Below are 24,005 nucleotides of genomic sequence, written 5' to 3'. Positions count from 1 at the left end.
TATTCAAATTTTTTTGTTGAGGTGAAGAAAATGAGCAAGGTTCCTTATGAAGTTTACACAGAGGAAGTTGAGGCGCTGTCCGTACTTTCTCCGGATGGTGAAATTATCAATAAAGATATGTTGCCTAAACTTACAGATGATCAATTGAAAGAAATTATGTATCGAATGGTATTTACACGTACTTGGGATGACCGTGCCGTTAACTTAGGCCGTCAAGGGCGTCTCGGTTTCTATGCTCCGGTATCCGGACAAGAAGCAACCATGGTTGGTAGCGAATATGCGCTCCAAAAAGAAGACTTTATTGCTCCAGGCTACCGCGATATTCCGCAAATCGTTTGGCATGGCCTGCCATTATACCAAGCTTTCTTGTATTCCCGTGGTCATCAACACGGCGGCCAAGTGCCGGACGGTGTTAATGTACTGATGCCGCAAATCATCATTGGCGCGCAAATTTTGCATGCTATGGGTATTGCTATGGGTTACAAGCTGAAAAAACAAAAACAAGTCGCCATTACATATACAGGTGACGGCGGTTCTTCCGAAGGTGATTTCTACGAAGGCCTGAACTATGCTGGTGTATACAAGTTGCCAGTTATTTTCTTTGTGCAAAACAATGGTTACGCGATCACGACTCCATTCTCAAAACAAACGGCTGCTCTTTCGATCGCTCATAAAGCAGTAGCTGCTGGTATTAAAGGCGTGAAAATTGACGGCATGGACGTGCTTGCAGTTATTAAAGCCGTTCAAGAAGCTGCAGAGCGTGGACGTAATGGTGAAGGTGCTACTTTGATTGAAGCCGTAACGTACCGTTTCCGTCCGCATTCCCTTTCTGATGATGCAACAAAATATCGTTCTAAAGAAGAAGAAGGCGAATGGAATGCGAAAGATCCAATTGCCCGCTTTGCGAAATACCTTGAGAAAAAAGGCCTTTGGACTGAAGAAGATACAGCTCGCGTAAAAGAAGAAGCTAAGGCAAAAGTGAACGAAGAGATCAAAAAAGCCGAGAAAACAGAGAAAATGACAATTCCTGGCCTGATCGATAGCATGTTCGAAACAACGCCTAAGCACTTGGAAGAACAAAAAGCTGATTTTAAATAATTGAACTTGAAAGAGACCGGGCCGTAACCCGATCCGGTCTGCTTTTCGATTGACCTGAACTGAAATTGATCTGTCAATGTTTAAGGAGGAAATGAAGCAAATGGCACAAATGAACATGAAAGAAGCGATTCGTGACGCACTGCGCGTAGAGTTGAAACGCGACCCTAACGTCCTGCTTTTCGGTGAAGACGTAGGTCATGTAGGTGGCGTATTCCGCGCTACAGAAGGTCTGCAAAAAGAATTTGGCGAAGAACGTGTATTCGATACTCCGCTGGCGGAATCCGCAATCGGGGGTCTTGCTGTCGGTTTGGGTATTCAAGGCTTCCGCCCTGTAGCTGAAATCCAGTTCGTAGGCTTTATCTTTGAAGCGCTTGATCAAATGGCAATTCAAGCATCCCGTATGCGTTACCGTTCCGGTGGACGTTACAATTCTCCAATCGTATTCCGTACACCTTTTGGTGGCGGTGTTAAGGCAGCCGAGCTGCATACAGATTCCTTGGAGGGCCTGCTGGCTCAAACACCTGGTATCAAGGTTGTTGTTCCATCCAACCCTTATGATGCAAAAGGTCTCATGATTGCGTCTATTCGCGACAACGATCCTGTGTTTTTCATGGAGCATTTGAACTTGTATCATGCATTCCGCGCTGAAGTTCCTGAGAATGATTACACAGTTGAACTGGGCAAGGCTAATGTAGTTCGCGAAGGTTCCGATGTGACGATCATTACTTACGGTATGATGGTACACACTTCGATTAAAGCTGCGGATGAGCTGGAAAAAACAAAAGGTATCAAAGTAGAAATCATTGATTTGCGTACCATTAGCCCGATTGACATTGATACCGTTGTTGCTTCTATTCAAAAAACCAATCGTGCCATCGTTGTTCAAGAAGCGCAAAAGAGCTCCGGTGTAGCTGCTGAAGTTATTGCACAAATTAACGAAAAAGCAATCCTGCATCTGGAAGCACCCGTTCTGCGTGTAGCAGGTCCGGATACCGTTTATCCTTTTGCTCAAATTGAAGATACTTGGTTGCCAACGCCAACACGTATCATTGATGCGGTTAATAAAGTATTGGAATTTTAATTAAAGCACACCGTAAATTTGGGAGGTTTTAAACGTGGCTAAATTTGAATATAAATTCCCGGAGCTAGGTGAAGGTCTTCACGAAGGCGAAATCATCAAGATGCACATTAAGCCCGGCGACAAAGTAACCGATGAAGATATCATCATGGAAGTACAAAACGATAAGGCTGTAGTTGAAGTTCCTTGTCCGGTTAATGGTACAGTACAAGAAGTATTTGCCAAAGACGGTGACATCTTTAACGTAGGTCAAGTCGTAGCTGTAATTGATGCAGAAGGTGAACTTCCCGAACAAGAAGATGCACCAGAAGCACCAGCTGCTAGCCCTGAGCCAAGTGCTGCTGCACAAAGCGGAGCTGCAGGTACAGCTAGATTTGAATATAAATTCCCAGAGCTGGGTGAAGGTCTTCACGAGGGCGAAATCATCAAGATGCACATCAAGGCCGGCGACAAAGTAACCGATGAAGATATCATCATGGAAGTACAAAACGATAAGGCTGTAGTTGAAGTTCCTTGTCCGGTCAATGGCACAGTACAAGAGGTATTTGCCAAAGACGGCGACATCTTTAACGTAGGTCAAGTCGTAGCTGTAATCGCTGCAGAGGGTGAACTTCCTGAACAAGAAGAAGCACCAGCTGCTGCTAAACAAGAACAGGATGCTGCACAAGGCGGAGCTAACACTAAACCAGCTGCAACTCCTGTTGCTTCTAACAAAGATGTACTAGCTACACCTAGCGTCCGCAAATTTGCTCGTGAGCAAGGTGTAAACATCGCTCAAGTGAGTGGCTCCGGCAAAAATGGTAAAATCACCAAAGAAGATGTAGAAGCTTTCAAAAATGGTGGAGGCCAAGCGGCTGCACCAGTAGCGAAAGAAGCTGCAAAAGCACAAGAGCCTGCTAAGAAAGAAGCGAAAGCTGCAGCAGCATCCGCACCAGCAGCAGATCCACGTGCTGAGGAAGAGCGCGTACCATTTAAAGGTATCCGCAAGGCTATTTCCAATGCTATGGTTAAATCGGCTTATACGGCTCCGCACGTTACGATTATGGATGAAGTAGATGTAACTGAACTGGTTGCTTTCCGTACTCGTATCAAACCAATTGCTGAGAAGAAAGGCACAAAAGTAACATACCTGCCATTCATCGTAAAAGCTTTGGTTGCTGCTTCCCGTCAATTCCCGGCTCTGAATGCCTCAATCGACGAAGAAGCAAACGAAATTGTCTACAAAAAATACTACAACATCGGTATCGCTACAGATACAGACAACGGTTTGATCGTTCCTGTTATCAAAGATGCTGATCGTAAGAGTATCTGGATGATTGCTGATTCCATTCGTGATCTGGCTGTGCGCGGTCGTGATGGAAAATTGGCAGCAAATGAGATGAGAGGAAGCACAATCTCCATCACTAACATCGGTTCCGCAGGCGGTATGTTCTTTACTCCAATCATTAACTTCCCTGAAGTTGCGATTTTGGGTACTGGACGCATCAGTGAAAAAGCAGTCGTGAAAAACGGTGAAATTGTTGCCGCTCCAGTAATGGCTCTTTCTCTGAGCTTTGACCACCGTATTATTGACGGTGCAACTGCTCAAAACTTCATGAACTATATCAAACAGCTGCTCGCTAACCCTGAGTTGCTTGTTATGGAGGTGTAATCAATGGTAGTAGGAGACGCTTCTCTGGATATTGACACATTGGTTATCGGTGCGGGTCCTGGCGGCTATGTAGCTGCCATCCGTGCCGCACAATTAGGACAAAGCGTATTGATCGTTGACAAATCTGAGCTGGGCGGTGTCTGTCTGAACCGTGGATGTATTCCATCCAAAGCTTTGATCTCTGCAGCTCATCAATACGAAGCAGCTAAACATGGCGAGTCTTTCGGTATTTCGGCTGAAAATGTAAAAGTAGACTTCGCTAAAACACAAGAATTCAAAAACGGCGTTGTTAAGAAAATGACAGGCGGCGTAAGTGGCTTGCTCAAAGGCAACAAAGTTGAAGTTTTCAATGGTGAGTGCATGTTCATCAACGAAAACGAAGCGCGTGTATTCAACGAACATGAATCACCACGTTACCGTTTTAAAAATGCAATTATCGCAACAGGTTCCCGTCCAATCGAACTGAAACCATTTCCTTTTGGTGGACGCATTCTGTCTTCTACAGAAGCATTGAACCTGCCTGAAATTCCGAAAAGCCTGATCGTAATCGGTGGTGGATACATTGGTGCAGAGCTCGGACAAATGTACTCCAAATTCGGTTCCAAAGTAACGATTATTGAAGGTATGGATACAGTGCTTCCTGGTTTCGACAAAGATATGACTTCGATCGTTGCGAAAAGCATGAAGAAAACGGGCATCGAAATCTTCACTGGTGCTAAAGCGGAAAGTGCAGAGCAAACAGATAAAGACGTAACAGTGAAATTCTCCGTTAACGGCGAAAGCAAAGAAGTAACTGCTGATTATCTGCTTGTAACTGTTGGACGTCGTCCAAACACAGACGGTGAACTGGGTCTGGATCTGATCGGCCTAGAACTGGATGAGCGCGGAATGGTGAAAGTTGATCACCAAGGACGTACTAGCATTCCTCACATCTTTGCAATCGGCGATATCGTAGCTGGTCTTGCTCTGGCGCACAAAGCTTCTTACGAAGGTAAAGTAGCTGCTGAAGCAATTGCAGGCGAGCCGTCTGTAGTAGATTACAAGTGTATGCCGGCTGTCGTTTTCACGGATCCAGAATGCTCCAGCGTAGGCTACACAGAGTCACAAGCCAAAGAAAAAGGCTACAATGTCAAAGTTGGCAAGTTCTCTTATGGAGCAAACGGTCGTGCGGTTTCCCTGAACGCTGCTGAAGGTTTTGTGAAAATCGTTGCTGACGCTGACACAGGTTTGGTACTGGGTACGCAAATCGTAGGTCTGGAAGCTTCCAACCTTATTGCTGAGCTGGGTCTGGCGATTGAAATGGGTGCTACACTCGAAGATATCTCCTTGACTATTCATGCTCACCCTACACTGGGCGAGATCGTTATGGAAGCAGCGGAAGTCGTGCTGGGGCATCCGATCCACGCATTGGCACCACGTCGCTAATACCATTTTTCATTATCTCGTTTTCGTTTTCATACATGACAAAGAGAGGCAAGGAGCGCTATATCTGCGCTCTTTGTCTCTTTTTTTTCAAACTTTAGGATTTTCAGGACTACCATGAAAATTCACACAGTACATGGTCAACGAAGTACCGTACATGATAAACTAACTATAGATATGGGTGCAGAAAAGAATTTTAAAGTTTAGAATCTGGCGATGCCAGGTTTTTATTCATGCTCAAAGGAGAGGAATAACGTGCGTAACTATTTGGAACTGCTGGAGGATATTTTAGAGAATGGAGTAAAAAAAGAGGATCGTACAGGAACAGGTACACTATCTGTTTTCGGAAGGCAACTCCGTTTTGACCTGGCCAAGGGCTTCCCCTTGGTGACCACCAAAAGAGTACATTTGAAATCCGTTATTCATGAGCTGTTATGGTTTTTGCGGGGAGATACCAACATTTCTTATCTCAAGGAGAACGGAGTTACCATTTGGGATGAGTGGGCAGACGAGCAGGGGAATCTGGGGCCTGTATATGGGTCGCAATGGCGCTCGTGGGAAACAACAGACGGACAACATATTGACCAAATTGCGAATGTCATTGAAGCTATTAAAAAAAATCCGGATTCACGTCGACACATTGTCAGTGCTTGGAATGTGGCTGAAATCGAATCGATGAAGTTGCCGCCATGTCACTTTGTATTTCAGTTCTATGTAGCTGGAGGGAAGCTTTCCTGTATGCTAACGATGCGTTCTGTGGATACCTTTTTAGGGTTGCCGTTTAATATCGCAAGTTATGCATTACTAACGCATATGGTTGCACAGCAGTGCGGTTTGGAGCCCGGCGAATTTATTTGGTCAGGCGGCGATGTGCATATTTATTCAAATCATATGCAACAAGTGCATACACAGTTGGAACGTGATCCTTATCCGTTGCCTCAGTTGAAAATTCTGCGCAAGCCGGATTCGATTTTTGATTATACCTACGACGATTTTGCTTTTGAAAATTACGAATATCATCCAGGGATTAAGGCGCCTGTCGCCATTTGATTAGAGGAGGTGGGAAAATGGGCATTTCAATGATATGGGCTATGGCACAAAATGGTGTGATCGGCCGAGATAACAAACTTCCCTGGCGCCTCCCTAGAGACATGGCCTTTTTCAAAGAGCAGACGATTAATAAAACGGTACTCATGGGACGCAAAACGTGGGAATCCTTTGGAGGAAAAAGCCTGCCAAACCGGCGTAACGTTGTCTTGACCCGAGATCTGCGCTATCAGACGGAAGGTGCGGAAGTAATTCATTCAATGGAAGAAGGACTCCAATTAGCAAAGCAGGAAGAGTTAATGGTCATCGGAGGAGCAGAGATTTATTCACTGTTTTGGCCACATGCTGATCGGCTGATTGTGACTCGGATTGAGGAGGTTTTTGAAGGCGATACAACCTTCCCTGAGCTGGATTGGAACGGCTGGAATATAGTTAGTGAGACCCCAGGTATCAAGGATGACAAAAATCCCTATGAGTATCGTTTTGTTGTTTACGAGAGAACCGAATAAGAATAGACTATATCCGACCCCACTCATTTGAAAAATTAATAAACCATATAAAAAATCCTTTTGGCTGTTGATGCAGAAAGTTGCATAAGTTTTCATCACTTTTACGCTGTATTGTGATACAATAAATCAAATTCAATGAGAACAGACCCTTTCATAATACAAATAGACAAATTCGAATTTGACTTAAATTCTGAATGGATGATCGGGGTTCATAAGCGAAGAGATGGGGGAACGTAACATGTCTACACCAACTGGATTTATGGAATACACACGACAGCTTCCTACAGACCGGGACCCGGCAGAGCGTATAAAGGATTGGGAAGAATTCCATAAGCATATGTCTGAGGAAGAGCTGCGTACCCAAGGGGCGCGTTGTATGGACTGCGGAACCCCTTATTGTCATACGGGGATGGATATCATGGGAGCAACTTTAGGCTGCCCGGTTCATAATCTCATTCCGGAATGGAACAATCTCGTATATCGTGGTTTGTGGAAGGAAGCGCTAGAGCGGCTGCACAAAACGAATAACTTCCCAGAATTCACAGGTCGTGTTTGTCCTGCGCCATGTGAGGGTTCATGTACTGTGGGACTGATCGGACAGTCTGTTACAATTAAAACCATTGAGGAAGCTATTATCGAAAAGGGTTTTGAGGAAGGCTGGGTTGTCCCTAATCCGCCAGAAAAGCGTACAGGCAAACGAGTGGCTGTTGTCGGTTCGGGTCCGGCAGGTTTGGCTGCAGCGGCTCAGCTTAACAAAGCAGGGCACAGCGTGACTGTGTATGAGCGTGCAGATCGTGTGGGTGGATTATTGATGTATGGCATACCGTCCATGAAATTGGATAAAAAGGTTGTTCAGCGGCGTGTGGATTTGCTGGAGGCTGAAGGTATTCAATTCATCACCAATACGGAAATCGGCAAAGATATCCCTACCGATCAGTTGATTGGTGAATATGATGCTGTTGTTCTATGCGGTGGTTCTACGAAGCCAAGAGAATTCAACATTGAAGGTAGCGATTTGAAGGGTGTTCATTATGCGATGGATTATCTGAATGGTACCATCAAAAGTTACTTGGACTCCAATCTGGAAGATGGCAACTATTTGTCTTCCCAAGGTAAGGACGTTATTGTAATCGGTGGCGGTGATACGGGTTCGGACTGTGTAGCTACTTCTTTGCGTCATGGTTGTCGGAGTGTCACTCAATTTGGCACACATACCAAAGCACCTATGGAGCGTGACCCGATTGCCAATCCTTGGCCACAATTTCCAAACGTGTATTCTCTTGATTATGCACAGGAAGAAGCTAAGGCGCTGTTCGGAGAAGATCCACGTGAGTTCTCCATCATGACGACCAAATTTGTAGGTGATGAAAACGGTAATCTGAAAGAGCTGCACACCATTCAAATTCAACGGATTGTTGATGAAACAGGGCGCAAAATCTATCAACCGATTCCAGGTACGGAGCGCGTATTCCCTGCACAAATTGCTCTTATTGCCATTGGATTTGATGGTCCTGAGCAAACGATTGTAGAGCAAATTGGCTTGGAGACGGATCGTCGTTCCAACGTTAAAGCACGTTATGGAAAATATGTTACTAATGTGGATAAGGTTTTTGCTGCAGGTGATATGCGTCGCGGACAAAGTCTTGTTGTGTGGGCTATTAATGAAGGTCGAGAAGCTGCGCGTGAAGTTGATAAATACCTCATGGGCGCTACCGTTTTGGTGTAATTATAAATTTTATGTTACGGATCAGTCAAAGCTCCATCTTCGGATGGGGCTTTATTGTATTTCAAGCTGAGTCTGCCAGAAGCGAAAAATGAATAAATGATTATTGAGCTGTGAAACATTGTGAAATATATGTTATATAATATAACTTAAATTTAATCGTATCACCATATATTTCTTATCTAAATTGATCATAACATAAAAAAGAGTGTTTAGTGTAGCTTTTTTATAGAAAAAAGAATTATTTCACAAGAAAATTTGATAAAATCTGATATATATGTGATGTAAATTAACATATACATAACTTTCGTTGACTATTTAAAATCATGACCTGAGAGAACCATGGTATCTATGGTATAATACACGTATATTGTTGAAGCGTTTGACTAAATGAATTTACAAAGGAGCTTTCGTCGGGAGAAGGCTCCTTTTGCATGAGGCCGGGATACCTGTGTTTTCTTTAATATCCATGTATATGTATGATTCATGGAGGAGAAACAGAAGGCCGTCAGGAAGGAATGGAGTATGAATGAAGACGTTGATTATTGCTGAGAAACCGGATATGGGACGGACGATTGCCGCTGTTATGGAGCCGCGGGCTAAAAATAACCGTACCTATTTGGAAGGGGAGAAATACATTGTAACCTGGGCGATCGGGCATTTACTGGGTTTGGCTGAGCCGGATGCATACGATGCTAAGTACAAGCGATGGAATATTAAGGATCTTCCTATTATCCCTGAGCAGTTCAAAATTGTACCGAATCCGAAAACAAAAGATCAGCTGAAAATGATTGGTGAACTGGCCAAACGCTGCGATGCCATCGTAAATGCTTGTGATGCTGGACGGGAAGGGCAATATATTTTTGCGTTGATCCAACAGCAATTAAAGTTGCGTCAGCCAGTTAAGCGACTGTGGATTTCAGACTTGACAGCGGAAAGTATTGCGACAGGCTTTGAACGATTGCGAGATGCTTCGGAGTTTGAATTTCTGACTCAAGCTGCGCGGGCACGAAGTGAAGCGGACTGGCTGATCGGCATGAACGCTTCCAGAGCGTTCACAACACGACATAACACACTGCTGTCGGTAGGACGGGTGCAGACTCCCGTGCTGGCACTGATTCATGACCGGGAAAAAGAAATTGAGGCATTTCAGTCTCAAACCTTCTATGACGTGTGGGCAGAATTTAAGCAAGATCAGATCAAGTACAAAGGTGCGTGGCAGGGGGATAGGCTGACGAAGCCAGAGGAAGCTGAGGAAATCGCTGCGGCTGTTCGCGGAAAAATAGGTAAAATCACCAAATATGACACCAAGCAGACAAAAGAGTATCCTTTTAAATTGTACGATTTAACGCTGCTTCAACGAGAGGCGAATGCCAAGTACGGTTATTCGGCCAAAAAAACACTGGATGTGGCACAAGCGCTTTATGAGCGCCACAAGGTCATTTCCTATCCGCGTACCAATTCTAACTATGTGACAGAGCAAAATATAGACGGCATGCACAAGGCACTACGGATGCTGGGCACAGGTCCTTATGCTGATCTGGTCCAACAAGCCAACCCCAATTTGGTTCATAAACAGAATAAATCGGTCTGCAATCCATCTCGTGTTGAGGATCACCATGCTATTTTGCCGACATTAAAAAGGCCAGGAACACTAAGCAAAGAAGAGCAAAATGTATATGACCTGGTTATTCGCAGGTTTTTGTCGCATTTTTTTCCGCCTGCTGAATACAAAATGCATACCGTAATGACACAGGTGGACAAGCATCTGTTTAAAACAAATATTAAAGAGCTTCTTTCCTTGGGGTGGAAAGTAGTTTTAAGTAAGGTTGATCAGGATAAAGGTAAAAAGAGCAAATCACCGAAAAAAGAAGATGAAGAGGAAACGGACGAGTGGACGGACAAGAAGTTTGAGATTGATGCGGGGCGTCCCGTGGATTGTGTTCGCGCCGAGATGAAAGAAAAGGCGACTCAGCCCCCTAAAAGCTACACGGAGGGTACATTGCTTAAGGCGATGGAAAGCGCGGGTAAACAGATGGAGAATGAGGAATTGCGTGAGGTCATGAAGGATGCCGGTTTAGGCACACCTGCGACGCGGGCCGCCACAATTGAACGATTGAAAAAAGTTGGCTATATTGAAATGAAGGGTAAAAAGATTCTTATTACGGAAAAAGGAAAGATGGCTATTGACCTGATCCGTCATGCTGGGGTTGATCTATTAGCCTCCCCGGAGATGACAGGTCAATGGGAACGTCGCCTACATCAAATTTCCAAGGGTGAGGCGGCTCAAGAGAAGTTTATGGAGAACGTTAAAAGATTTACGTTGTCCATCATTGATAAGGTGAGGCAGCAGCCGCCGGCTCCGGCAAATGCCTTTGGTGAGGAAGCAAGGGGGAAGCGTGCGATTGGAAAAGAAGGCGCACGTAGTGCGCGTGCGAGTGGACGCACCGCCGCCAAAGGGGTGGGGCGTGCTACATCAGGACGCGGTGGCAGCGCTGGAAGCGCAACGCTAGAGCAAGCAGCACCACCAGCACGCAGCTCTTCCGACGGATCCTCAGGCATTTCAGGAAGCCAAAGGCAAGCTTTAGGTAGCTGCCCACGCTCTAATTGCGGCGGAAGCATTATTGAAGGCCGTAAAGGGTATGGGTGCAGCCACTACAAGCAGGGTTGTGGCTTTGTCGTCTGGAAGGAATATGCTGGAAAGCAGATTACCGAAACGATGCTCAAGTCCTTGTTGGCGAAGGGACAGACGCAATTGTTGTCTTTTAAGCGTAAAGATGGATCGACCGTCAAAGCGCGAATTGTTCTGAATGAACCTGGTACAGGACAACTTAGCGTTCGAGAGGAATCCTGAGACAGGGTTTAGACCAATACAAAAAGGACCCTATCCGAGGGTCCTTTTTTGTTGGTGCAATTGTATGCTTTCGTGGATAACCCGTGGTACTTCCGTTAGCTTCTGTATCGTATACATCACGGAGTTCACGTTTTTTTGCAGTTCAACCATATTGTAAATCCATTCCTTAGGCTGCTTGAGATATACAGCATGAATACCTGCGGCAAGGGCTGGAGAAACATCAGTGCGCAGAGAATTCCCGATCATCCAGGTGATGCTTCGGTCCAAGCGATTCATCTGGATGATTTCTTCTAGGGCTTCGACATTTTTATGCTGGCGAATGTAGATGCGGTCATCAAAGTAGGTAGCCAGTTTCATTTGTTCAATCTTTCTTTCTTGAATGATCTGCTCACCGCCAGTATACAGATGGAGGGAATGCCCTGCTTTTTGGAGGGAGTTCAGCGTTTCGACCATGCCTGGATACGGTTCGATTTCCTGTTCGTACACACTTCGGCCAAGAGAGCGAAGCTCCTGCTCTTCCCGAGAATCGAGACGGCGTCCGAATTGTTCCGAGAAAAATTGGTACGTATCTATCAAAGATTGTGGGAAATGCTCGCTGGCAAAGCCCACTTGATGAACTCCAGCCACATCAATTTCGATTTGTTTTTCACGAATCGCATTTTTGGTTAGGTTATGAGTTGCAAACCATTCCTGAAGCAAATCAAAAAAGTGGTTGAGGATCAGGTCAAAATACTTGTTGCAGTGGACTAAGGTGTCATCAAGATCAAATAAAATGTGCTGCTTCGGATACGACACGATGCATACTCCTTCCAAGCCAAAGCTTTAACGCTGCTTCGGTTATAACTAAAAGTACAATTCAAATTACAATCCAATATAGGATTCCAAAAATACTTGTAAATCAGCCGCGCCATCGGGACGGATGCTGAATTTTTCCTTATGATAACGTCCGATGTGAATACGAAGCAGACCAGCCACTCGTAAAATCATCATATCAGACATGAGTGTATCTTCCAAACGGCTCAAATCATGGCGCATATCTTCGAGAGACTTAGGACCTTGAGCTACATAACGCAGAATTCGTAGCCGCTGCGGATCATTAACCGCACGAGTGAGCCGTAGCAGAAGCGTAGGCGGTTCTTCCTCGCTCTCCTCGGGGATATCTACTGGATACTGGATCAGCAGTGTGCGGGTATAAAAACAGTATGAATTAATCGGGCGATTATGGACAACTGGAAATAGGACTACTGTATCCAGGTCTTCCATGTGTGGCACGACTAGTCCAGCTGTCGCATATTCAACCAGTGCTTCCGGTTCCATTTTACTCAGCAGCATGCGCTTTTCCGCAGCGTCTTCTTCTGCCAACACACGCAGTTCGCCTTCCAGGGCCCGAAAATAATCACGATCCCACAATTTGAGGAGTGGTGCGTATACCTTACGAATGCGTAAAGATTCTTCAAAGGTTAAAAAAGGGATATGCGGAACGAGCAACTCAAACATATCTTTATCCGGGCCGTGGTCCAAATAAGAGATATAATCAGATATTTCATCTGATTCCGGACGAAGTAACGCCCAAGCATAGAGTGCGTCATAATCGCTAAAAGGGCAATCCTGAGCTGTAGCCAGCTCAGTACGAACTTCATGTTGTAGTCGTGCATCTACCTTGTCGATCCATTCATGGCCCAAGTCCATATCTTGAACCCACTTTTTAGTCACATAGGCCATGAAGCTGCCGAGCAATTCATAAATTGGAGAAGTGTCTATTTTAATTTGATAACTCATGGAACCCAATGCCTCCTATTCTGTCTTCTAGCCCAGAGCGGTGAACGTAATTAAGCCCGTCCATAAGCAAAACATGAGCATTTTAATGATTGCTCACTTATTTATTATGGCTTGTTCTGCCAGGGATTGTCCACTATAATATGAAATAGTGCGTTGTGACGTGAATGGGTTCGGATTGAACATACGAGGCTCCTTAACCGAAGGAGTCGGATACATACCAGACAAGCTCTTTCCGTAAAATCGTCATCTCAGATGGCGATTTTTTTCTTCTATTCTTTAATACACTAATTACACCTGAATTTGTATATGTGATTTGCCGGTTTTGCAGGACGGCATGGAATACATAGTGATAAGAATTATTATTGATTATGGAATCAAATGCAAATCATTTCTTAACATTGATTTTTTTATTATTTTATTTGTTCGATCAGGAGGAGCTAGGATGTCGTCGTCGTTACGGGTTCATTATTTTATTTTAATTGCTGTTATTATTGTTGCCGGATTATGCCAAGGTTTATTATTACCTATTCTGTCAATCTCGTTGGAACAAATGGGAGTTTCATCTTCACTAAATGGAATGAATGCGGCTGCTCTGTATATTGGTTCATTTGCAATGACGTTGGTGGCAGAACGGACATTGGGCTGGTTAGGGTTTAAAAAGCTGATGGCCGGTGGGCTTGTGCTAGTGCTCATTACGCTGCTGCTGTTTCCGCTAATCCCTGATATTCGAGTATGGTTCATACTGCGTCTGCTAGTAGGTATTGGTGACAGTGCATTGCACTACTCTGCGCAGCTATGGATATTGCTGGTGACTCCAGCAGAGAAGCGAGGCCGCAACATTTCCTTTTATGGTATGTCATATGGTCTGGGTTTTGCGTTAGGACCATTGGGATTATGGCTACTTGATTATGGAATGCTGGTTCCATTTGCTGCGTTGGCCTTATTGTGCTTGCTTGTTTTGCTGTTGGTGTTAATTAAGCTGCCGGACTCCAGACCAGAGAAGCTGGAGTCCGAGGCGCGTCCCACTCAAAGATTTCGTCGCAGTTACAGCTGGGCATGGTACGCTCTTTTGCCTGCATTTCTATACGGCTATATGGAAGCGAGCCTGAACAGTAACTTTCCAGTCTATGGCCTGCGTATTGGCTTTCATACCGATGAAATCGCCGCCTTGCTGCCGTTCGTCAGTTTGGGAGGGTTAGTGCTGCAGCTGCCGCTAGGGATATTGAGTGACCGTTGGGGACGTAAAAAGGTGCTAATGAGCGTAGGCATAGCAGGGGGAATGACCTTTATGTTGCTACCATGGAGCGGCAATCATTTTATGTTCACTTTGATATTGCTGACCCTAGCAGGTGGTTTAGTAGGCTCCTTTTTCTCTCTCGGTTTGGCCTACGCCGCTGATCTGTTGCCCAAATCATTTTTAGCAGCCGCGAATGTACTGGCATCCTTTCATTTTAATCTGGGAAGTGTGATCGGACCTAATATTAGCGGAGGGTTGCTGGACTTTGGAACTCAAGGCAGCATGTTTCTTGTCCTTGGTGGTAGTTACATTGTTTTCGGATTGTTAGGTTTGTTTTCCAGAAAAAGAGTAACGGCGGTTTAAAACTGCGGTTTGCATGGTATTTGTTTCACATTTACTATAAAATATAAACAGTATTGATGGTGCGCAAAGGGGAATCACTTAGATGATTAAAATTCGGAAGCTGACCAAACAAGTGGGACCTGAACGGACCCAGCTACTTCGAGGAATTGATGCTGAAATTCATCAAGGCGAATTCATAGCCATAGTGGGGCCAAGTGGAAGCGGCAAAACGACGCTGCTTCGCTGTCTTGCTTTACAAGAGCCATGGGATGAAGGCAGTTTAATTGTAGGTGGCAATGATGTGCTGAAATCCGGTTGGACTGGAAAGATGAAAATAAAGCGGGAATGGGCATACCTGGAGCAAAACCCGCATCTAAATATGAATCGAACCGCTCTTAAAAATGTGCTCATTGGCAGATCCGGTCAAACTCCAATGTGGAGAATGGTGACCGGTATGGTGCGTTCCGACGATTATATGGGAGCGATGGACGTACTGGAGGATCTGGGTCTGCTGGATAAGGCGCATGATAAATGCGACAAGCTCAGCGGTGGCGAGCGGCAGCGGGTAGCGACTGCGCGTGCTCTCGTGCACGGAGCTAAAGTTATTTTAGCGGATGAGCCTGTAAATGGACTTGATCCAGCTTCGGCAGCGCATGTATTGGAGACTTTTCGCAAGCTGTGTTCTGACGAGCGGGTGACGATCATGACTGTACTGCCGTTGGAAATGGCTGAACGCTTTGCTTCCCGTATATGGGGGTTGAATGATGGTGAATTGGTGTTTGATATTCAGGGGAGACGATTGACACAAGCGGAAAAGAACAAATTGTGAAGGGGACGGCAAGAGAAGTGAAAATAATGCTGTTGAGAATGGTGACTGGCTGCTGTTCCTTGCTGCTCCTTGCTGGATTTTTAAGCGGCTGTAATGTTATTAGCGATCCCATTTCGCTGATGGAGACACCGACGATGTCTGACGAGAAGCAGGAACTGAATGGTGCAGTGAATACGCAACTAGGGGCGGTACAGCCTTTAAGGCCGAATGATCCAGATGACCCGACGCCAATTCGAACGGGTGATTTGAACAATGATGGCACAGACGAAGCAGTGCTCTTTTATGAAACGCCTGATGAGAGCGTAAAAATACATGGTGCCTTGTTTGAAGATCAGGGGGGAACGTGGGTAAAGAAGCTGACGTTTGATGGGGAAGGCACTGTGCTGGAGTCATTTAAGCTCGTGGATTTAACGAATGATGGAACACTCGATATTGTAGCGGGTTTTTCCAGCGGAGATAGTGGCGATGGCGGGGACCAGAAGGGACTCATCGTGTATTCCTATACCGGAGGAACTCTGGAGAAAATATATGCTACAGGTTATACGGACTTCGTCGTAGATGATTTTAAGCATAACAAGATGGACTTAAACGGGGATAAATTGAATGATTTGACGATTATCACGCTGCGACGTAATGAATTCTTTACAGTTAAAACATTCCAATTTAGTGGGGGGACCTTTAAGGAAATCGGATCGTTGGATTTGGACAGTCAGGTCTTAGATGTCTATAATGTCGTTGCTGGCAAGGTAGCCGAGGGTAGGCAGGGGATTATTATAGACACCAAAATTGCTCAGACCACTACCGTTTCCAATGTTATTGTGATGGATCACGGCAAGCTTAGGAAGCTTAATCTTATGGATGTCACCTTCAAGGATGCGACCATCGCCAGTGGTGATGTGGATGGTGACGGTATTCTGGAATTTGGTAATTTGGAGAAGCCTAAAGGTTGGAGTAACAAGCCGCTGGATGAGGTTCCATATTTTGTGTCGTTCTATCAGTGGGACGGGGCGAAAGGAACGGTTTTTAAGCAGCAGCAGTATCGTGATTCTAATGAACAGGTCTACTTCAGATTACCGAAAGAGCTGCATGGCAAGGTGACGATTGATCCGAAAGTTTCGAAGAAGGACAGCTATTTGCGCTTTATTTTGGATGATACAGACAAAACGATAGCGGAAATTAAATTTTTCTCGTTGTCACAATGGGAGCGAAACAACGAAGGGTATAGCCAACTGTGGCGAACGAATGCGCAGGTCATTGGCATTAAGCGATCCAGTGAGCTGGAACCGCGTAAAACCATTAAAAACAAGCTGGGGGAAAGGCAGGTAGAGTAGAGTGAGTAAAGTTTTAATCATGGAAGACGAGGAATCCATTCGCAGCTTTATCGTCATTAATTTGAAACGTAACGGTTTTGAGGTGCTGGAGGCGTCGGAAGGGCATGAGGCTCTGAATATTTTGAACACGGTGCGGGATATTGATATTGCACTGCTTGACGTAATGGTACCCGGTATGGATGGTTTTGAAGTCTGTCGGAGAATCCGGGAGACGAATGAGCGCATCGGCATTATCTTTCTCACAGCGAAGGTACAGGAGCAGGATAAGGTATATGCCTTGTCTGTAGGGGCCGATGATCATGTGAGCAAGCCTTTTAGCCCGACGGAGCTGATTGCACGTATTCAATCGTTATTGCGTCGGGTGAATGTTCATCGTGAAACAGCAGCCAAAGTGTCCTTCCAGTCTGGACCGTTCACCCTAGATTTGATTGCTAAGCAATTTAAGAAGAACGGGCAGCTGATTGAGCTGACACCGACTGAGTTTTCCCTGATTCAATTTTTTCTGGAAAAAGAGAACACGCCGCTCAGCCGAGATGTTCTACTTGATCACGTATGGGGCAAAGAGTATATGGGCGATCCGAAAATTGTAGATGTGAATATCCGACGTCTTCGGCAGAAAATTGAAAACAATCCATCCGAGCCAGCCTTTTTACAAACAGTTTGGGGACATGGATATAAATGGAAAGGTCAGTCTCAATGATCAAAAAGGGAATTCGCCGACAGATTGTGCTTCACTATTTTTTCGTAGTGTTCTTAGCGCTTCTGTTAGTAGAAGTCATTTTTATGTTTGCACTCCGGTCGTACTATTACGATTCCATTTACAAACATATCGAAAGCCGTATCGAATCGGTAAGTGAATTTGCACCCAAATTTAAAGAGCCGGAACAGTCTTTGCAATCGTATTTGTTAAATACATTTTCTCTGCCCTTTACTGAACTGCAGTTGCTCGATGAACAGGGAAATGTAATTGATAACTCGACGAATTTTGCAGCAGATCTAAGTGTGCAAACAAGTGATGTGACACAAGCATTAGCTGGAGATACGGGCAAATGGATCGGAAAGCAACCGAGCACGGGGCAGCAGGTGATGGCGGTATCTCAAAAACTGGACAATATCGTCGGAGACCAGGTGTACGTTATTCGGTATACAACCTCGCTGGAATTGGTAAATGATAAGCTGTTTACGATTACGCTGTTTTCTCTTGGCATCATGGCAGCTGTACTGGTTATTGTATTTGTGGTCAGTACAGGGCTCGCGAATTCCATTGTTAGACCGATTAATAATATCCGCGATGTATCTGCTCAGATGGCTCAGGGGAGGTTTGATACACGCATTGAAGGCGATTATCGGTATGAGTTGGGTGAACTGGCTTCGACTCTGAACTATATGGCACAGGAAATTGTCAGAACAAATCAAATCAAGGATGATTTTATTTCATCTATATCTCATGAATTGCGTACTCCGCTTACATCTATTAAGGGTTGGAGTGAAACGTTAAATTCTGGCGGCTATGACCCCGAGGAGACGAAAATCGGGATGAAGATTATCTCTAAAGAGACGGATCGGCTGATTGGCTTGGTGGAGGAAATTCTCGATTTTTCCAAGCTGGAGCAAAATGCCATGAAGCTTGTAATGGGAACGGTAGATCTTCGGGAGCTTTTGCAGGAAATTATGCTGAACGTATGGGCCAAAGCAGAAATGAAGCAAATAAAACTTCAGCTTGATTCGGAAGAAGCGGCATATTTCGTCCATGGAGACGGTAACCGTCTAAAACAGGTATTTTTGAACATTGTGGATAATGCTATCAAGTTTTCGCATGAAAGCTCAATTATTTTTCTGTCGCTTCAACGGGTTGATGGCAATATCGAGATATCCGTACAAGATACAGGAATTGGAATTAGTGCTGAAAATCTTGCCAGAGTAAGAGACCGCTTTTTCCAGGTAGACCACCAAAACGGTGGTACTGGACTGGGATTGGCAATCTCACAACAGTTTGTCGAGCGCCATCATGGTCAGATGCTCATCAGAAGTGAACTGGGGGCTGGCACCACTATTACGGTTTCATTACCTGCTCTGCAAGCAGAGCAATCCGTGGAACCACCACAACTCACTGAAGAATAGATTTAAAGCCTACTTATAGGTGCAATTAGAAAAACAGCCAGTCCTCTTAAATCGGGAGGGCTGGCTGTTTTTGATTTGGGGTAACGTTATGAAGTAAAACCTTCGGCACGCAAGCGTGTATTGCGCTCGTAAGCTTCTTTCAGCATACGTGTAGTTTGCGGCCGTACCGCCATTTTACCAAATACCACTTCATTGGGTCCGATGACCATAATTTCGCCCGGACTGCCTTTAATGACAGCACCATCGCGAATCACAGCACCTTCACCAATAATCGCATGTTCAATATGGACGTTACGTCCAATGCGTGTGTCCGGCATAACGATACTTTCTTTGATGGCTGATCCTTTACCTACCTCGACACCACTAAATACAACGGAGCGTTCAATTCGGCCCTCTACTTGACAGGAATCATGCAACAAGCTGCCCAATGGCTGCGTTTGACGGTTAGGTACCTTTTGTGCGCTCAACCTTGTGCGGCGTTCACGTGTATACATCGGCCAATCCTTACGTTGAAGGTCGATCGCACAATTCTCGTGTAACAAATCCATGTGTGAATCCCACAGGCTTTTAACGGTACCTACGTCCTTCCAATAGCCCTGGAATTCATAAACGTACAAGGATTCTTGATCCGCTAACATTTTAGGTATGATATCTTTACCAAAATCATGACTGGATTGAGCATCCTGTGCGTCTTCTAACAGGTAGTTTCTCAAGTAATCCCATTTGAAAAGATAAATACCCATAGAGGCCAAATTACTTTCCGGTTTCTCAGGTTTCTCTGCAAATTCTGTGACACGTAGATCTTCATCCGCACTCATAACACCAAAACGGTGTGCTTCATCCCAAGGTACCTCCATGACAGAAATGGTAGCCGCAGCTCCTTTTTCCTTATGGTGGTTCAGCATTTCGCGATAATTCATATAGTAGATATGATCACCGGATAAAATAAGCACATGCTCCGGATTTTGGCTGTCAATATATTCAATATTCTTATGAATAGCATCTGCCGTTCCTAAGTATTCAGCGTTACCTGTGTTGTAAGATGGAAGCAGGGTAATTCCTTTGTCATCTGTTTTTGTAAGACCCCATGGTGTTCCATCCCCGATATGTTCGTGCAAGGATTCTGCCTCATATTGCGTCAGTACACCTACAGTATCAATGTCTGAATTTACGCAGTTACTGAGAGGAAAATCGATGATTCGGTAATGACCGCCAAAAGGTACGGCGGGTTTTGCAATCGTTGAAGTAAGGGGAGCAAGACGGCGTCCCTCTCCGCCTGCCAGCAGCATGGCAATGCATTCTTTATTAAACATTTCGTTTCCCTCCCGGTTTAGTTGTCAGTGTAGTACATACATAAACGGTATGGGGTACTCTTGAAACCATTAGGTATATAAGATTCCCCAAAAACTAAGGTTTATTTTTTTCCTAGTCATTTTTCTGTTCATTGTGGCTAGAATGGGGTAATAACTCAAGTCAGCTTTGAGCCAAAAGCGAATGCATTACCGATTCATACATTTTTACTTACAAACATATAAGGGTGGTGACGTGATGACAGACCAAACTCTTCCGCAACAGGCTATTTCATCGGAAGATATTTATTTGTTTCATGAAGGAACGCTTTATCACAGCTACCGATCTTTGGGTTCCCACCTTACTGTGGAGAACGGAGAACAGGGCGTCCGTTTTACGGTCTGGGCTCCTCATGCTCTCCATGTCGGGCTTGCTACAGATCGCAACAACTGGAATGGGGAACAGGATTCCTTATATAGGGTTCCCAAATCCGGTTTTTGGAGTCGTTTTTTTCCGGGGATATCCCAAGGAACTTTTTACAAATACGACATTACGGGTGCAAACGGTGAACGATTTCTGAAAGCAGACCCTTACGCGGTACGTGCTGAAGTGAGACCGGCAACGGCTTCTGTGGTAGCTTCTATAGATGGTTATACTTGGAACGATGCGATTTGGCGCCGAAAACGTAGAGCACCGTATGGAAAGCCTCTACACATATATGAGCTTCATCTGGGCACTTGGAAGCAAAAAGAAGATGGTACGTTTTATACATACAGGGAAATAGCTGAGCTTCTTGTGCCTTATGTGACTGATATGGGGTATACACATATTGAACTGATGCCGCTGAGTGAACATCCGTATGATCTTTCCTGGGGCTACCAACTTACTGGATATTTTGCACTCACAAGCCGTTATGGAGAACCGCATGATTTTATGTATTTGGTGGATCGTTGCCATCAGGCGGGAATTGGAGTGCTGATGGATTGGGTCCCAGCCCATTTTGCAAAAGATGCTCATGGATTAAGGCTGTTTGACGGATCGCCCCTGTTCGAATATGCGGATCCGCTGATTGCGGAAAAGCCCGGCTGGGGAACGCTGACGTTTGATTACAGCAAACCGGAGGTGCGTTCTTTCCTGATATCTAATGCGTTATTTTGGATGGATATGTACCATATTGACGGCCTGCGCGTAGATGCTGTGACGAGTATGCTACGGCTGGATTTTGAAAAGCAGGACGGTCAATATCGTTTTAACTCTAAGGGAGGTATTGAAAATGAGGAGGCTATTGCCTTCCTTCAACAACTGAATGAAACAGTATTCCGCTATTATCCGTATGCTCTGATGATGGCAGAGGAGTCCAGTGCCTGGCCTATGGTAACTTCCCCGGTAAGCGATGGAGGACTCGGTTTTAATTACAAATGGAATATGGGCTGGATGAACGATACGCTTGATTATATCGAAACGAATTTCGATCAGAGACCGGAGCGCCATAATTTGCTGACATTCCCCATAGCTTATGCGTACAGCGAAAATTTTACACTGCCATTGTCGCACGATGAGGTTGTTCATGGTAAGAAGTCGCTGCTTGATAAAATGCCAGGTAACTATGAGCAAAAATTTGCCGGGCTTCGAGCGCTTCTCGGTTACCAACTCACCTCGCCGGGCAAAAAGCTATTATTTATGGGAGGGGAATTCGGCCAATTCATCGAATGGAAGGATGAGGAGCAGCTTGACTGGTTTCTGCTGGATTATGACAGTCACCGTTCGCTGCACGCTTTTACGAAAGCGCTGAATCATTTGTATATTCAGGAAAAGGCACTATGGGAACTGGATCATTCGTGGGATGGATATCAGTGGATTGAGGCGGAGGACCGTGGGCAGAGCGTAATTACGTATTTACGTAAAAGTAAAAAGCCAGGAGATACATTGGTCGTGCTTATTAACTTTCAGCCCGTACCGAGAGAGAACTACCGAATTGGGCTGGAAAAGGCCGGGAGTTATATCGAACTGCTGAACAGTGATCATAAGGACTTTGGGGGAAGTGGCCAGCTAAATACCGGAATGATACGGACCGCCCGTATTCCTTGCCACGGTCAGCTTCACAGCTTGGAGGTGACTATACCACCCCTGAGCATCGTTATACTCAAGAAAGCGCCTCGGAGGCCTAAAAAAGCAGATTAACCACATAAGGAGGAAGCATATATGAACATTTTGTTTGCGGCAGCAGAAGCACATCCATTTATTAAAACAGGCGGGTTGGCTGATGTCATTGGCGCACTGCCGAAGGCACTTCGTCAGGCGGGGTGCGACGTCCGAATCATTTTGCCTAAATATGCGGGGATTCCCGATACTTATAAAAAGTCTCTACGTCCGGTAGCGGTAAAGCAAGTAGCCGTAGGCTGGCGTAATCAATATTGTGGAATAGAGGAACTGACATTAGACGGAATCAAGGTTTATTTTATAGACAATGAGTATTACTTCGGTCGTGACGGTATTTACGGTTATATGGATGATGGCGAACGCTTTTCCTTTTTTAACCGAGCGATTTTAGAAATGCTGCCTGAACTGAACTTTCGGCCGGATATTTTGCATTGTCATGATTGGCATACAGCAATGGTTCCGCTGCTTCTGAATGCCGATTATCGACATTTGCCCTTCTACAGCGATATTCGCACGGTGTTTACCATACATAATCTGCTGTATCAGGGGGATTTTCCGTATGAGGTCTTAACTGAGCTGCTCAACCTGGATGGGAGCTATTTCACCTCCGAGGGTGTGGAGTATCATGGCAGACTGAATTTTATGAAAGGTGGGCTTACGTACTCGGATCATGTCACGACCGTGAGTCCGACCTATGCAGAGGAGATTCAAACGGAATTTTACGGATATGGGCTTGAGGGTCTGCTTCGTAAATTGGGAGATCAGGGTCGCTTAACAGGGATTGTGAACGGAATTGACACCAAAAGCTATAATCCTGCTACGGACAATCGTATTTATACGAAGTACCGAACGAGTCTGACAAAGAAAAAGGAAAACAAAATTGGTCTGCAAAAGGAGCTGGGTCTGCCGGTACGGCCGGACGTACCTATGATTGCCATGGTAACCCGACTTGTAGATATGAAGGGGCTAGATCTGGTAACGAGAGTGCTTGATGAAATCTTGTATTATGATGATATCCAGTTTGTCGTTTTGGGAACAGGGGATCCGGCTTTTGAGCATTGGTTCCGTGAGGCAGCGGGACGCTATCCACTGAAAATGTCGGCGCAGCTTGCTTTTAGCGAACCTCTGTCACGAAAAATATATGCGGCAAGCGATATGTATCTTATGCCATCAAGGTTTGAGCCTTGCGGGATCAGCCAACTGCTAGCGCTTCGTTATGGAAGTATCCCTATTGTGCGAGAAACTGGGGGCCTTAACGATACCGTGCAGGCTTACAATGAGTCTACAGGGGAAGGAAATGGATTTAGCTTCACGAACTACAATGCACATGATATGCTGAACACCATTCGTCGTGCTGTTCATTTTTATCGCCAATCTGAGCATTGGTCGAAGCTTACACAGACGGCTTTCGCAGGAGAATATAGTTGGGATGTTTCAGCCGAAGCGTATATGGATATTTACCATTTGCTCACAAAGACGGACTGAACGGAGTAGGAACACCATATTCATATTAATGAAAAAGGGAATCCCTTTA

Annotated in this window: 18 protein-coding genes; 15 read left to right on the top strand and 3 right to left on the bottom strand. The window is 45.1% G+C overall.

Annotation, left to right across the window (positions count from 1 at the left end; translation table 11 throughout):
* Positions 1-30: 30 nt before the first annotated feature.
* From pdhA to MKY98_RS13910, 8 genes are all read left to right on the top strand, one after another.
* Entirely contained in the window at positions 31-1,098 is a 1,068-nt protein-coding gene (gene pdhA / locus MKY98_RS13945; RefSeq protein ID WP_029517443.1) for a pyruvate dehydrogenase (acetyl-transferring) E1 component subunit alpha, read from the top strand.
* 100 nt (positions 1,099-1,198) lie between these two features.
* Positions 1,199-2,179 carry an alpha-ketoacid dehydrogenase subunit beta gene (locus MKY98_RS13940; RefSeq protein WP_013310510.1) on the top strand — a complete coding sequence of 327 codons (981 nt, stop codon included), beginning with the start codon at positions 1,199-1,201 and terminating at the stop codon, positions 2,177-2,179.
* Positions 2,180-2,213: 34 nt separating this feature from the next.
* Complete coding sequence (locus tag MKY98_RS13935; RefSeq protein WP_208332708.1) at positions 2,214-3,827, top strand: 2-oxo acid dehydrogenase subunit E2; 1,614 nt, start codon at positions 2,214-2,216, stop codon at positions 3,825-3,827.
* 3 nt (positions 3,828-3,830) lie between these two features.
* A complete protein-coding gene (gene lpdA, locus MKY98_RS13930) occupies positions 3,831-5,252 on the top strand; it encodes a dihydrolipoyl dehydrogenase (protein WP_039271311.1) in 1,422 nt (473 codons plus the stop codon).
* Positions 5,253-5,504: 252 nt separating this feature from the next.
* Positions 5,505-6,299, top strand: a complete 795-nt coding sequence (thyA, locus tag MKY98_RS13925; RefSeq protein WP_069011721.1) for a thymidylate synthase — start codon at positions 5,505-5,507, stop codon at positions 6,297-6,299.
* Between the two features lie 17 nt (positions 6,300-6,316).
* Complete coding sequence (locus MKY98_RS13920; RefSeq protein ID WP_069011722.1) at positions 6,317-6,805, top strand: dihydrofolate reductase; 489 nt, start codon at positions 6,317-6,319, stop codon at positions 6,803-6,805.
* Between the two features lie 238 nt (positions 6,806-7,043).
* On the top strand, positions 7,044-8,531 hold the full coding sequence (locus MKY98_RS13915; protein WP_069011727.1) for a glutamate synthase subunit beta: 1,488 nt from the start codon (positions 7,044-7,046) through the stop codon (positions 8,529-8,531).
* A 526-nt stretch (positions 8,532-9,057) separates the two neighbouring features.
* Positions 9,058-11,382 (top strand): type IA DNA topoisomerase, encoded by a 2,325-nt coding sequence (locus MKY98_RS13910; protein WP_069011729.1) that lies wholly within the window; start codon positions 9,058-9,060, stop codon positions 11,380-11,382.
* A gap of 30 nt (positions 11,383-11,412) precedes the next feature.
* Here the strand turns inward: MKY98_RS13910 and MKY98_RS13905 are convergent, their stop codons facing one another.
* Positions 11,413-12,177 carry an HAD family hydrolase gene (locus tag MKY98_RS13905; protein ID WP_069011731.1) on the bottom strand — a complete coding sequence of 255 codons (765 nt, stop codon included), beginning with the start codon at positions 12,175-12,177 and terminating at the stop codon, positions 11,413-11,415.
* A gap of 66 nt (positions 12,178-12,243) precedes the next feature.
* Entirely contained in the window at positions 12,244-13,161 is a 918-nt protein-coding gene (locus MKY98_RS13900) for a hypothetical protein (protein WP_023988964.1), read from the bottom strand.
* A 442-nt stretch (positions 13,162-13,603) separates the two neighbouring features.
* Here MKY98_RS13900 and MKY98_RS13895 point away from each other — a divergent pair, with 442 nt between their 5' ends.
* The 5 genes from MKY98_RS13895 (at position 13,604) to MKY98_RS13875 (ending at position 19,021) form a co-directional block, all read left to right on the top strand.
* Positions 13,604-14,761, top strand: coding sequence for an MFS transporter (locus tag MKY98_RS13895; RefSeq protein WP_069011733.1), 1,158 nt, complete (start codon positions 13,604-13,606; stop codon positions 14,759-14,761).
* Between the two features lie 82 nt (positions 14,762-14,843).
* Positions 14,844-15,569, top strand: coding sequence for a phosphonate ABC transporter ATP-binding protein (locus MKY98_RS13890; protein ID WP_029517452.1), 726 nt, complete (start codon positions 14,844-14,846; stop codon positions 15,567-15,569).
* Positions 15,566-16,900 (top strand): hypothetical protein, encoded by a 1,335-nt coding sequence (locus tag MKY98_RS13885; protein WP_069011735.1) that lies wholly within the window; start codon positions 15,566-15,568, stop codon positions 16,898-16,900. The genes MKY98_RS13890 and MKY98_RS13885 overlap by 4 nt, the downstream gene beginning before the upstream one ends.
* A gap of 1 nt (position 16,901) precedes the next feature.
* Positions 16,902-17,600, top strand: a complete 699-nt coding sequence (locus tag MKY98_RS13880; protein ID WP_007432526.1) for a response regulator transcription factor — start codon at positions 16,902-16,904, stop codon at positions 17,598-17,600.
* The gene (locus MKY98_RS13875; RefSeq protein ID WP_029517454.1) at positions 17,597-19,021 is read left to right on the top strand and encodes a sensor histidine kinase; all 1,425 of its coding nucleotides are present in this window, start codon (positions 17,597-17,599) and stop codon (positions 19,019-19,021) included. Before MKY98_RS13880 ends, MKY98_RS13875 begins: the two co-directional genes overlap by 4 nt.
* A gap of 86 nt (positions 19,022-19,107) precedes the next feature.
* Here MKY98_RS13875 and MKY98_RS13870 read toward each other — a convergent pair whose 3' ends face one another.
* The gene (locus MKY98_RS13870; protein WP_029517455.1) at positions 19,108-20,334 is read right to left on the bottom strand and encodes a glucose-1-phosphate adenylyltransferase; all 1,227 of its coding nucleotides are present in this window, start codon (positions 20,332-20,334) and stop codon (positions 19,108-19,110) included.
* Between the two features lie 235 nt (positions 20,335-20,569).
* Here MKY98_RS13870 and glgB point away from each other — a divergent pair, with 235 nt between their 5' ends.
* Both glgB and glgA read left to right on the top strand, forming a co-directional pair.
* Positions 20,570-22,492: a 1,4-alpha-glucan branching protein GlgB gene (glgB, locus tag MKY98_RS13865; RefSeq protein WP_029517456.1), complete on the top strand. Its 1,923-nt coding sequence runs from the start codon at positions 20,570-20,572 to the stop codon at positions 22,490-22,492.
* A 21-nt stretch (positions 22,493-22,513) separates the two neighbouring features.
* On the top strand, positions 22,514-23,956 hold the full coding sequence (gene glgA / locus MKY98_RS13860) for a glycogen synthase GlgA (protein WP_029517457.1): 1,443 nt from the start codon (positions 22,514-22,516) through the stop codon (positions 23,954-23,956).
* Positions 23,957-24,005 lie beyond the last annotated feature (49 nt).

Source organism: Paenibacillus sp. FSL M8-0228 (genome assembly GCF_038007385.1).
GTDB lineage: Bacteria > Bacillota > Bacilli > Paenibacillales > Paenibacillaceae > Paenibacillus > Paenibacillus polymyxa_D.
Note: the sequence above shows the minus strand (reverse complement) of the source record. Positions and strands in the feature narration are given on the sequence as shown.

Coding starts and splice junctions, on each gene's coding strand:
- lpdA (WP_039271311.1), top strand. CDS start 3,831: ATGGTAGTAGGAGACGCTTCTCTGGATATTGACACATTGGTTATCGGT.
- MKY98_RS13920 (WP_069011722.1), top strand. CDS start 6,317: ATGGGCATTTCAATGATATGGGCTATGGCACAAAATGGTGTGATCGGC.
- glgA (WP_029517457.1), top strand. CDS start 22,514: ATGAACATTTTGTTTGCGGCAGCAGAAGCACATCCATTTATTAAAACA.
- MKY98_RS13915 (WP_069011727.1), top strand. CDS start 7,044: ATGTCTACACCAACTGGATTTATGGAATACACACGACAGCTTCCTACA.
- MKY98_RS13895 (WP_069011733.1), top strand. CDS start 13,604: ATGTCGTCGTCGTTACGGGTTCATTATTTTATTTTAATTGCTGTTATT.
- MKY98_RS13900 (WP_023988964.1), bottom strand. CDS start 13,161: ATGAGTTATCAAATTAAAATAGACACTTCTCCAATTTATGAATTGCTC.
- MKY98_RS13875 (WP_029517454.1), top strand. CDS start 17,597: ATGATCAAAAAGGGAATTCGCCGACAGATTGTGCTTCACTATTTTTTC.
- MKY98_RS13940 (WP_013310510.1), top strand. CDS start 1,199: ATGGCACAAATGAACATGAAAGAAGCGATTCGTGACGCACTGCGCGTA.
- MKY98_RS13910 (WP_069011729.1), top strand. CDS start 9,058: ATGAAGACGTTGATTATTGCTGAGAAACCGGATATGGGACGGACGATT.
- MKY98_RS13870 (WP_029517455.1), bottom strand. CDS start 20,334: ATGTTTAATAAAGAATGCATTGCCATGCTGCTGGCAGGCGGAGAGGGA.
- glgB (WP_029517456.1), top strand. CDS start 20,570: ATGACAGACCAAACTCTTCCGCAACAGGCTATTTCATCGGAAGATATT.
- MKY98_RS13890 (WP_029517452.1), top strand. CDS start 14,844: ATGATTAAAATTCGGAAGCTGACCAAACAAGTGGGACCTGAACGGACC.
- pdhA (WP_029517443.1), top strand. CDS start 31: ATGAGCAAGGTTCCTTATGAAGTTTACACAGAGGAAGTTGAGGCGCTG.